Origin of the sequence: Micromonospora sp. NPDC047753 (assembly GCF_040642735.1) — a bacterium.
GTDB lineage: Bacteria > Actinomycetota > Actinomycetes > Mycobacteriales > Micromonosporaceae > Micromonospora.
Map to the genome: position 1 here is coordinate 1 of NZ_JBEYSL010000239.1, position 9,770 is coordinate 9,770.

9 protein-coding genes and 3 pseudogenes are annotated in these 9,770 nt (G+C 71.5%); 8 read left to right on the forward strand and 4 right to left on the reverse strand.

The genetic code is table 11. The annotated features are described in order from the left end of the window. Nucleotides 1-116: 116 nt before the first annotated feature. Both ABZ749_RS20125 and ABZ749_RS20130 read right to left on the reverse strand, forming a co-directional pair. A pseudogene (locus ABZ749_RS20125) lies at nt 117-437 on the reverse strand (TcmI family type II polyketide cyclase); the annotation flags it as partial. Between the two features lie 130 nt (nt 438-567). Further along, nucleotides 568-1,185, reverse strand: a pseudogene (locus ABZ749_RS20130) (bacterial transcriptional activator domain-containing protein); the annotation flags it as partial. On the opposite strand from ABZ749_RS20130, the gene ABZ749_RS20135 reads away from it, so the two are divergent. Genes ABZ749_RS20135 through ABZ749_RS20145 form a run of 3 tightly spaced genes read left to right on the forward strand, consistent with a single transcriptional unit; the run spans nt 1,105 to nt 2,682 of the window. Then, complete coding sequence (locus tag ABZ749_RS20135) at nt 1,105-1,590, forward strand: SRPBCC family protein (protein WP_357229870.1); 486 nt, start codon at nt 1,105-1,107, stop codon at nt 1,588-1,590. The pseudogene ABZ749_RS20130 and the gene ABZ749_RS20135 overlap by 81 nt on opposite strands. After that, complete coding sequence (locus tag ABZ749_RS20140; RefSeq protein ID WP_355007988.1) at nt 1,583-1,978, forward strand: cupin domain-containing protein; 396 nt, start codon at nt 1,583-1,585, stop codon at nt 1,976-1,978. Before ABZ749_RS20135 ends, ABZ749_RS20140 begins: the two co-directional genes overlap by 8 nt. Further along, the gene (locus tag ABZ749_RS20145) at nt 1,975-2,682 is read left to right on the forward strand and encodes an endonuclease NucS domain-containing protein (RefSeq protein ID WP_357229872.1); all 708 of its coding nucleotides are present in this window, start codon (nt 1,975-1,977) and stop codon (nt 2,680-2,682) included. The genes ABZ749_RS20140 and ABZ749_RS20145 overlap by 4 nt, the downstream gene beginning before the upstream one ends. Nucleotides 2,683-2,690: 8 nt before the next feature. Here the strand turns inward: ABZ749_RS20145 and ABZ749_RS20150 are convergent, their stop codons facing one another. Next, nucleotides 2,691-3,347, reverse strand: a complete 657-nt coding sequence (locus ABZ749_RS20150) for a class I SAM-dependent methyltransferase (protein WP_357229874.1) — start codon at nt 3,345-3,347, stop codon at nt 2,691-2,693. Between the two features lie 80 nt (nt 3,348-3,427). Further along, nucleotides 3,428-4,924 carry an aldehyde dehydrogenase family protein gene (locus ABZ749_RS20155; protein ID WP_357229876.1) on the reverse strand — a complete coding sequence of 499 codons (1,497 nt, stop codon included), beginning with the start codon at nt 4,922-4,924 and terminating at the stop codon, nt 3,428-3,430. A 308-nt stretch (nt 4,925-5,232) separates the two neighbouring features. Here ABZ749_RS20155 and ABZ749_RS20160 point away from each other — a divergent pair, with 308 nt between their 5' ends. From ABZ749_RS20160 to ABZ749_RS20180, 5 genes and pseudogenes are all read left to right on the forward strand, one after another. After that, complete coding sequence (locus tag ABZ749_RS20160; RefSeq protein WP_255750185.1) at nt 5,233-5,598, forward strand: FHA domain-containing protein; 366 nt, start codon at nt 5,233-5,235, stop codon at nt 5,596-5,598. Between the two features lie 89 nt (nt 5,599-5,687). After that, on the forward strand, nt 5,688-6,749 hold the full coding sequence (locus ABZ749_RS20165; RefSeq protein WP_357229878.1) for an alpha/beta hydrolase: 1,062 nt from the start codon (nt 5,688-5,690) through the stop codon (nt 6,747-6,749). A 125-nt stretch (nt 6,750-6,874) separates the two neighbouring features. Next, the gene (locus ABZ749_RS20170) at nt 6,875-8,665 is read left to right on the forward strand and encodes a 3-hydroxybutyryl-CoA dehydrogenase (protein WP_357229880.1); all 1,791 of its coding nucleotides are present in this window, start codon (nt 6,875-6,877) and stop codon (nt 8,663-8,665) included. A 41-nt stretch (nt 8,666-8,706) separates the two neighbouring features. Further along, entirely contained in the window at nt 8,707-9,201 is a 495-nt protein-coding gene (locus ABZ749_RS20175; protein ID WP_357229882.1) for a SigE family RNA polymerase sigma factor, read from the forward strand. After that, nucleotides 9,198-9,770 (forward strand): annotated as a pseudogene (locus ABZ749_RS20180) (hypothetical protein); the annotation flags it as partial. The gene ABZ749_RS20175 and the pseudogene ABZ749_RS20180, both read left to right, overlap by 4 nt.

Sequence of the window (9,770 nt, forward strand, 5' to 3'; positions counted from 1 at the left end):
GGATCACGGCCGGCCCAGCCGAACCGCTCTGCGCCCTCGCGCAGGCAGGCCACCAGGTTGCGACTGGTGAACGGGCGTCCCAGGTCGGGGTCGACCGGCCGCGCCGCGGGCGCCTCGGCCGCGTCCCACCGGTAGAAGCAGCCGGCGATCGCGTCCCGGGGGGAACGCCAGGTCGGCAGGTACGGCGACGTGTGCGCGGAGAGCCGCTCGTTGACCTGTCGGAAGAGCGGGTGGTTGCGGGCCGCCGCGAGCGCGTCCGGGTCGACGTCGTCCGAGGTCTCCAGCAGGTGTACGTACAGGTCGTGCAGGCAGTACAGGGATCGGTGCGTGACACCGGTCAGGCCGGGCAGTTCGGTGGCGTCGGACTCGGCGAAGATCTGCGCGACCCGCCCCTCCGCTCCCGGGATGATCCGGCTGACGATCAGTAGACGACTCATGGGACCCCTTCCGCCGGTGGCCTGCCCGACCCCCCGGGGACCGGTGCCACGTGCTGTGTGCGCCCACCGTGCCGTAGCGCCTGTCACATCACCGTCACGTAGGCCGCACGGGCGGTGACGGCCGCCGTTGTCACGTACGCCGGACGGCGGGTGACGGGCGGTCGGCGACGGCCTCGCGGCTGGCCTGGCGGATCGGAGCGAGGGTGTCGTCGAGCAGGGCGCTCATGGCCGGGCTCGGCTCCAGCCGCAGCTCCCGGCGCAGCAGGTCCCGGTAGACGTAGAAGGCGTGCACGGCTTCGAAGGCGTTGCCCTCGGCCAGGTGGATGCGGACCACCAGCCGGTGTGGCGTCTCCCGTAACGGCTCGGCCGCCATCGCCTCCAACGCGGCTTCGAGGGCCTCGCCGTGCCGCCCCGCGGCCAGGTGGTGCCCGGCCACCTGTTCCAGCATGTGCAGGCGGAGTTGGCGCAGGCGTTCCCGGTCCAGCAGCACCCAGTCGTCGTACCAGCCGGGCAGGAGGTCGTGCCGCCCGGCGGCGAGCGCGCCGGCCGCGGTGCGCGGGTCGTCGCCGTCCCGGACCCGGGCCGCGGTGCCGACCAGGCCGTCCGGCTCGACGTGGACGACCTGGTCGCCCGCCGCGCCGACCCGCCCGGGCACACCGAGAACAGCGTGGTCATCGACGCGCCGCTGGGGCTGGTCTGGGAGGTCACCAACGACGTGGCGAACTGGACCGAGCTGTTCACCGAGTACGCCGTGGTGGAGATCCTGCACCGCGAGGCGCACACGGTGCGGTTCCGCCTCACCATGTACCCCGACGAGAACGGGGTGTCCTGGAGCTGGGTCAGCGAGCGCACCGACGACCCGGTGAGCAGGCAGGTCCGGGCGCACCGGGTGGAGACCGGGCCGTTCGAGTACATGCGCATCCACTGGCGCTACACCGAGGAGGCCGGTGGCACCCGGATGACCTGGACGCAGGACTTCGCGATGAAGCCGACCGCGCCGGTCGACAACGCCGCGATGACCGAGCGGATCAACACCAACAGCGTGATCCAACTCGCGGTGATCAAGGACCGGGTGGAGCGGATCGCCTGGCAGCGCGCCGACCAGGGCACGCCGACCGCCAGCGACGCACCGACGGGAGCCGACGATGAGTGACCTGAGCACCCGCCCGATCGCCGCCCGGGACGTACCGGCCGACCGCCGTCGCGGCGGTGAGCTGCGGGTGCTGCTCGGCCCCCGCACCGTCGGCAGCACCTCAGGTTTCCTCGGTGTGGCCACACTCGAGCCGGGGGAGCGGATCGCCGAGCACTACCACCCGTACAGCGAGGAGTTCCTGTACCTGGTGCGGGGCGCGATCACCGTCGACCTTGACGATCAGCCGACGCTGCTGGCCGCCGGTGAAGGGCTGTTCGTACCGGTGAACGTGCGGCACCGGCTGCGCAACACCGGCGTCGAACCGGCCGAGGTGGTCTTCCACCTGGGCCCGCTCGCCCCCCGGCCCGAACTGGGTCACGTCGACACCGAACTGGTGGAGGCACCATGACCGGGCGCCGCACGGTGGTGACCGGGATCGGGGTGGTGGCCCCGGGCGGCGCCAGCCGGGACCGCTTCTGGAAGACCATCACCGAGGGGCGCACCGCCACCCGGCGGATCAGTTTCTTCGACCCGTCGGCGTTCCGGTCGCAGATCGCGGCGGAGTGCGACTTCGACGCGGTCGCGGCGGGTCTGAGCGAGGCCGAGCGACGCCGGGCCGACCGGTACGTGCAGTTCGCGCTGGCCTGCTCCGCCGAGGCGGTGGCCGACGCCCAGTTGGAGCTCACCGACGCGCAACGGGACCGGGCCGGGGTGGTGGGTGTGGATCCGGGCCTGCGCAAGGACGGGGTGGAGGCGCACCTGCAGGAGTTGCTGGCCGCCAACCCGGGTGCCCTGGGTGAGGGGTTCACACTGGTCCGCCGCGAGTACATGACGGCCATCGGCCCGGTCGACCTGCTGTGCCGGGATGCCAACTCGGGCTCGGTGGCCGTCGAGGTCAAGCGGCGTGGCGACATCGACGGCGTGGAGCAGCTGACCCGCTATCTCGAGCTGATGAACCGTGACCCGCTGCTCAGCCCGGTCGTCGGGGTCTTCGCCGCCCAGGAGATCAAGCCGCAGGCCCGGGTGCTCGCCACCGACCGGGGCATCAGGTGTGTGGTCGTGGACTACGACAAGCTGCGCGGCATCGTGAAGGACGAGCTGACCCTCTTCTGACCGGCGTACTACCCGGTGCGCACCGCGATCAGCGACTTCGGCAGACCGAACACCCGCTCCACCAGCATTGTCGAGTCGGGGAAGTAGTGACGCATCTGCGAGCGGTCCAACAGCTCGGTCCAGAGCACCTGGTGGATGGCGGCGTCGTGGCTGCGGGTCGGCTTGTGCCCCAACGGCCAGCGCCGGGCGAACGCGGTGCGCAGTCGTACCGGCAGGAACTGCATGCCGGGCGCGATCCAGTGTGGCTCGATGGGAAAGTAGCGGTAGGGCGTCTGCACCCAGTGCCGGTCGGCCAGTGAGCGGACGGCGGCGGCGAAGCGGATCCGGCGTTCGTGCCCGCCCACATGCTCCAGCACCGAGTTCGAGAAGACCAGGTCGTAGCCGCCCTTGGTGAGGTGCGAGGGCAGGTCGCAGGCATCGGCCTGCTCGACGTGGGCCCAATCCGGGACGACAGTGGGCGGCTGCTCCAGGTTGACGACTGTCACCCGGGCCGGTCGGACGGTGGCGCGGTGCCAGGTGCCGAGCCGACCACCGAGGTCGACCACGTGCATGTCGCCGATCTCGGGAAAGGTGCGTGCCAGCCAGTCCGAGCGGTGCCGACGCCGTCGGGCGCTCCACGACTGGTCACTGTCGACAAGGCGGTAGCGCAATCGATTGGGGCCCATTTAACGCAATGTACCGCCGTGGCCACGGTGACCAAACATGTGGATGCACCGATCCTTGTTGATGATCGGTTATCCGACACTCACCTGCCGTACATGACCTTGATGGCCTTGACGAGTCGGGCCACGTCGGCCGGGGTGCGCTCGAAGGTCATCGACGGCAGCAGCGACCGGGCCCGACGCCTGGTGATCGCCTTGGCCCGACCGAACTCACGCAGGCCGTCCTCCCCGTGGATCCGCCCGAAGCCGGAGTCGCCGACACCACCGAACGGCAGGGTGGACATGCCGGCGAAGGTCAGCGTGGAGTTGATCGACGCCATCCCGGAGCGCAGTCGCCGGGCGATGGCCACCGCGCGCCGCCGGCCGAAGACCGAACCCCCGAGGCCGTACGACAGGGCGTTGGCGCGGGTGAGGGCCTCGTCGGCGTCGCGGACCCGGCTGATGGTCAGCGTGGGACCGAAGGTCTCCTCGCGGACGGCGGCCGACTCCTCCGGAACGTCCACCAGCACGGTGGGGTGGACGTACGGCGGCTGTACCGCGCTCGGGCCGCCGAGCACGGCGCGTCCGCCGGACGTGATGGCGGCGTCGATGTGCCGACGGATCACGTCGATCTGCTTGGGCATGGTGATCGGGCCGATGTCGGTGCCCTCCGGCCCGACCGTCAGCCGACCGGCGCGGCTCACCACCTTGTCGACGAAGGCGTCGAAGACGGCGTCGACCGCGTACACCCGCTCGATGCCGATGCAGGTCTGGCCGGCGTTGGTCATGCCGCCCCAGACGCACGCCTCGGCGGCCGCGTCGAGGTCGGCGTCGCTGTCCACGATCATGGCGTCCTTGCCGCCGCCCTCGATGAGCACCGGGGTCAGCGTCTCGGCGCAGGCGGCCATCACCTTGCGGGCGGTGGCGGTGGAGCCGGTGAAGGCCAGCTTGTTGACGCCGGAGCGGCACAGCGCCGCGCCCACGTCGCCCAGCCCGTGCACGGCGGTGAAGACCGGCTGCTCGGGCACCACCTCGGCGAAGCTGTCCACCAGCCACTGGCCGACGGCGGGGGTGTACTCGCTCGGCTTGAGCACGACGGCGTTGCCGGCGGCGAGGGCGTACGCGGCGGAGCCGATCGGCGTGAAGACCGGATAGTTCCATGGCCCGATCACGCCGACCACGCCGTAGGGCTGATATTCGAGATGCCCGGAGAACTCGGCCAGGATGAGCCGGGACCGCACCCGGCGTGGACCGAGCACGCTGCCGGCGTTGCGGGCGGCCCAGTCGATGTGCTCGATCGCGGTGACGATCTCGACGATGGCGTCGGCGATCGGCTTTCCGCCCTCGACGTGCACCAACTCGGCCAGCTGCTCGATGCGCTTGGCGAGCAGGGCACGCCAGCGCAGCATCCGCTGGCGGCGGCCGGTGAAGCCGAGGCTCGCCCACCATTCGCCCGCGGCGCGGGCGCGGTCGACGGCCTGCCGCACGTCGGCGTCGGTGGCGACCGGGAGGCGACCGGCCTCAGCGCCGGTCGCCGGGCTGGTGGAGACCAACTGACCCGCGTCGATGACCGGAACGCCCGGGATATGCACTGCCGTCATGGCGGAAGTGTAGACCTGAGGATTACTCACCGGTAGGGTCCCCGATTCGGGGCCAGGGGAGCGGCGTCGGACCAACCCGACCGATCGTTGATCAGTGCAGGTCAGGGCGTTGGTATCGGAAATGTCCCGCCCGAATCGTCGAACGGCAGGTGGCCGGGAGGTGACGAGAGGCTGACCGGCCGGTCGGTATTGACGACTACCGTCTGATGGCAAGCTGACGCGCGGAGTGACGGTGTGGGGTGGAGGGCTGACTGTCCATGGAGGAACATCCGGAACTGATGCCGCTGTTGACGGTCGCGGGTGGACCGATGCGCGGCGCGAGCTTTCGCATGCGAGCCGAAATACAGGTGATCGGCCGAGCGCCGACCGGTCAGGTTGTCATCAACGACCCACACCTGAGCCGTCGCCACGCCGAGGTGTGGCTGGCACCGGAGGGCCCGTCCCTGCGGGACCTGGGCTCCACCAACGGCACCTGGCTCAACGACCGGCGGATCACCGAGGTGGAACGACTCTCCGACGGCGACGTGATCCGGCTGGGCCGTACCGAGCTGCGCCTGTTCGACCCCGGGGTGGCGCTCACCGACCCGGTGGGGCTCAGCTTCGGCCCGTCCCGGCGCGACGTCCGACCGACCCTGCCGCTGCCGCTGGCCGCGCCGCCGGGCTCGCGTCGCTGATCGCCTGGCGGCCTGCCACACCGGGTAGGCCCATTGGGTGGCGGTCCGACACCTGGACCGGCGGGGACACCCGTGGCACCATGCCGCGGATGGAGACCGAGCAGCGGACCGTGACGGCGAACGGCATCACTCAGGCGGCACGGGTGGCCGGCCCGCCGGACGGCACGCCGGTGCTGCTCATCCACGGCAACTGCTCGTCCGCGCTGTTCTGGGAGCCGCTGGTCCGCCGTCTGCCGCCGACGCTGCGGGTGGTCGCCCCCGACCTGCGGGGGTACGGCGACACCGCGACCGCCCCGGTGGACGCCACCCGGGGCCTGCGGGACTTCGCCGACGACGTGGCCGCACTGCTGGACGACCCGACGCTCTTCGACGCCGACGCGCGACCGGTGGTGGTCGGGCACTCCCTCGGCGGCGGGGTGGCGATGCGCCTGCTGGTCGACCACCCGCACCGGGTGGGGGCGTTGCTGCTCGCCGCACCGGTCTCCCCGTACGGCTTCGGCGGCACCCGCGACCTGACCGGCACGCCGACCACCCCCGACTTCGCCGGCACTGGCGCCGGCACGGCGAACCGGGACTTCGTCGCCCGCCTGGCGGCCGGCGACCGGAGCACGGACGCGCCGGCCAGCCCGCGCGCCGTGCTGCGAGCCACCTACGTGGCCGATCCCGCCTCGCTGGGCACCGATGAGGAACTGCTGCTGGACACCGTGCTCTCCACCGCCACCGGCGACGACAACTACCCGGGCACGGCGGTGCCGTCGGAGAACTGGCCGGGCACCGCGCCGGGGGAGCGCGGGGTGCTCAACGCGCTGGCGCCGACCTGGTTCCGGCTCGCCGACGAGCTGGTGGCCGTCGCCGAGAAACCGCCGGTCACCTGGGTACGCGGAGACGTCGACGTCATCGTCTCGGACACCTCGCTCTTCGACCTGGCGTACCTGGGTTCGCTGGATCTCGTGCCCGGCTGGCCCGGCGCGGACGCCTGCCCACCGCAGCCGATGGTCGGCCAGACCCGGGCGGTGCTCGACCGGTACGCGGCGGCCGGCGGCGCGTACCACGAGGTGGTGCTGCCCGGCTGCGGGCACAGCCCGCACCTGGAGCGCCCCGCGGAGTTCGTCGCGGAGTTGTTGGCACTGACCAGCGTGGCGGCCGGGTAGCGGCACCGCTGGGTCGTGGGTGACATAGGCCACGGCGTCTCGACAACTCACCGTCACGTGGCAGACTCGCGCGCATAACCTTAGCGGCCGTTCAGTGGCCGTGCGGAGTCCTGGGGAGGCCGGTCGTGGCGCGCGAGTTCAGCACCGTTGGTGTGGTGGGGCTGGGCACCATGGGTGCCGGCATCGTCGAGGTCTTCGCCCGCAACGGCATCGACGTGGTGGCGGTGGAAATCTCGGCACCGGCGCTGGAGCGCGGCCGGGCCACCCTGAAGGGCTCCACCGACCGGGCGGTCGCCAAGGGCAAGCTCGCCGAGGCGGACCGCGACGCCCTGAACGAGCGTGTGCACTTCGCTGTCGGGCTGGACGCGCTGCACTCCGTCGACCTGGTCATCGAAGCGGTGCCCGAGCACCTCGACCTCAAGCAACGGATCTTCGCGGAGCTGGACCGGGTCTGCCGACCGGAGACGATCCTCGCCACCAACACCTCGTCGTTGAGCGTCACCGAGATCTCGGTCGCCACCAGCCGACCCAACCAGGTGATCGGCATCCACTTCTTCAACCCGGCCCCGGTGATGAAGCTGGTCGAGGTGGTCCGCACCGTCGTCACCGCACCCGAGGTGGTCGCCGACGTCGAGGCGCTCTGCGCCCGGCTCGGCAAGGTCGACGTCACCATCAACGACCGGGCCGGCTTCATCGCCAACGCGCTGCTCTTCGGCTATCTCAACCACGCGGTCGGCATGTTCGAGTCGCACTACGCGACCCGGGAGGACATCGACGCCGCCATGAAGCTCGGCTGCGGCCTGCCGATGGGCCCGCTGGCGTTGATGGACCTGATCGGCCTGGACACCGCGTACGAGATCCTGGACACCATGTACCGGCGCGGCGGGCGGGACCGCCGCCACGCCCCGGTGCCGCTGCTCAAGCAGATGGTGACGGCGGGGCTGCTCGGCCGGAAGTCCGGCCGGGGCTTCTACACCTACGAGCGGCCCGGCTCCCCGGTGGTCGTACCGGATGGGGCGACGCCGCCGGCCACCGACGCCGCGCTCGCCGACGGCGCGCGCGCCATCGCGAAGGTCGGCGTGGTCGGCTCCGGAACGATGGCCACCGGGATCATCGAGGTCTTCGCGAAGGCCGGCTACGAGGTCGTCTCGGTCACCCGCGGCATGGAGAAGTCCGCGAAGGTCTGCGAGGCGGTGAAGACCTCGCTCAACAAGGGCGTGGTGCGCGGCAAGCTCACCGAGGCCGACCGGGACGCCGCACTCGGCCGGATCAGCTGGTCCGCCACGCTCGACCACCTCGCCGACGTCGACCTGGTGGTCGAGGCGGTCGTCGAAGAGTTGAGCGTCAAGAAGGCCCTCTTCGCCAGCCTCGACGAGATCTGCAAGCCGGGAGTGGTGCTGGCCACCACCACCTCGTCCCTGCCGGTGATCGACGTGGCGATGGCCACCCAGCGTCCGGCCGACGTGGTGGGGCTGCACTTCTTCAACCCGGCCCCGGTCATGCCGTTGGTCGAGGTCGTCCGCACCATCCGCACCTCCCCGGAGGCCACCGCCACCGCCCGCGCCGTCTGCGCCGCGCTCGGCAAGACCGGCGTTGTCTGCGGCGACCGGTCCGGCTTCATCGTCAACGCGCTGCTCTTCCCGTACCTGAACGACGCGGTGAAGATGCTGGAGGCCAGCTACTCGACGGCCGACGACATCGACCACGCCATGAAGTTGGGCTGCGGCTACCCGATGGGCCCGTTCGAACTGCTCGACGTGGTCGGCCTGGACGTCTCCCTGGCCATCCAGCGCGAGCTGTACCTGGAACTGCGCGAGCCGGGTTTCGCGCCCGCGCCGCTGCTGGAACACCTGGTCACCGCCGGCTACCTGGGCCGCAAGACCCGCCGCGGCTTCCGCGACCACTCGCACCGCTGAGCGGTGTCAACAGTGCGCGCCGGTGACGGCGTCTGAGTGGTGTGACCTTCGAGGAATACGTCAGCAGTCGCGGGCCGGCGCTCGTCCGGCTGGCCCGACTGCTGACCGGTGACGAACACCGGGCCGAGGACCTCACCCAGGACGTCTTGGCACGCGCGTACGTGCACTGGCGCAAGATCGCACGTGCCGACCACCCGGACGTCTACGTGCGCCGGATGCTGGTCAACGCCAACACCTCCTGGTGGCGCCGCCGCTCCAGCAGGGAGTTGGCCACGGCCGAGTTCGCCGACCGGCCTGGGCGCGGGGACCTGGGTGGCGATGCGGCCGACCGGGACGAGATGTGGCGGCTGATCCTCGGCCTGCCCGACCGGCAGCGCGCGGTGCTCGTGCTGCGCTACTACGAGGACCTTGACGACTTGAGCATCGCCCAGATTCTCGGTTGTTCCCCGGTCACCGTCCGCACCCACGCGATGCGGGCGCTCAGCCAGCTGCGGGAGCGCCACGGCGTTCCCACGACGAACGGGAGCCGGCCGTGACCAACCTTGACGAGCGGATCGCGCGGGCACTCCGGGAGAAGGCCGACGGGCCCGTGGACACCGACAGCCTGCTGACGGCGGCGGTGAACGGGGGACGGGCCCGGCGACGGCGACGGCGTGCCGTCATCGGGGCAGCGCTCGGCGTCGCGGTGCTGCTCGGGGCCGGCGTGGCAGTGCGTACGCCGTCGGCTGCGCCTCCCCAGCCGGCCGTCACGCCCAGCCCGGTCGTGGTCACGCCGCCCCGGGCACCGGGGGTGCCGGGGGCCGCGGAGCGCCCCGCCCTGATCGGCACGGACCCACAGGTGCTGCACTTCGGGGTCGATCCGACAGCGGCGGAGCCGGTCGCCTGGCGCTCCGCGGGCCAGGTCGAGAGCATGCGACTGGACCTGGGTGGCGGCGTGCAGGCGATGGTGATCGTCGCCGCTGACCCACTGACGGCCGAGACCGGTGACCCGAGTCAGTTTCGGGACATCGGCCCCGACAAGGCCACCGTCACCAGCGACAGGGATCTCGCCCCGCCCCGCCAGGACGTCGACGCCGCATCAAGGTACAACGGGGTGATACGTCAG

What these genes read in the sequence shown, in the direction of transcription:
- ABZ749_RS20160 (WP_255750185.1), top strand. Translation starts at nt 5,233, where the DNA reads ATGCGCGGCGCGAGCTTTCGCATGCGAGCCGAAATACAGGTGATCGGC.
- ABZ749_RS20150 (WP_357229874.1), bottom strand. Translation starts at nt 3,347, where the DNA reads ATGGGCCCCAATCGATTGCGCTACCGCCTTGTCGACAGTGACCAGTCG.
- ABZ749_RS20155 (WP_357229876.1), bottom strand. Translation starts at nt 4,924, where the DNA reads ATGACGGCAGTGCATATCCCGGGCGTTCCGGTCATCGACGCGGGTCAG.
- ABZ749_RS20145 (WP_357229872.1), top strand. Translation starts at nt 1,975, where the DNA reads ATGACCGGGCGCCGCACGGTGGTGACCGGGATCGGGGTGGTGGCCCCG.
- ABZ749_RS20140 (WP_355007988.1), top strand. Translation starts at nt 1,583, where the DNA reads ATGAGTGACCTGAGCACCCGCCCGATCGCCGCCCGGGACGTACCGGCC.
- ABZ749_RS20165 (WP_357229878.1), top strand. Translation starts at nt 5,688, where the DNA reads ATGGAGACCGAGCAGCGGACCGTGACGGCGAACGGCATCACTCAGGCG.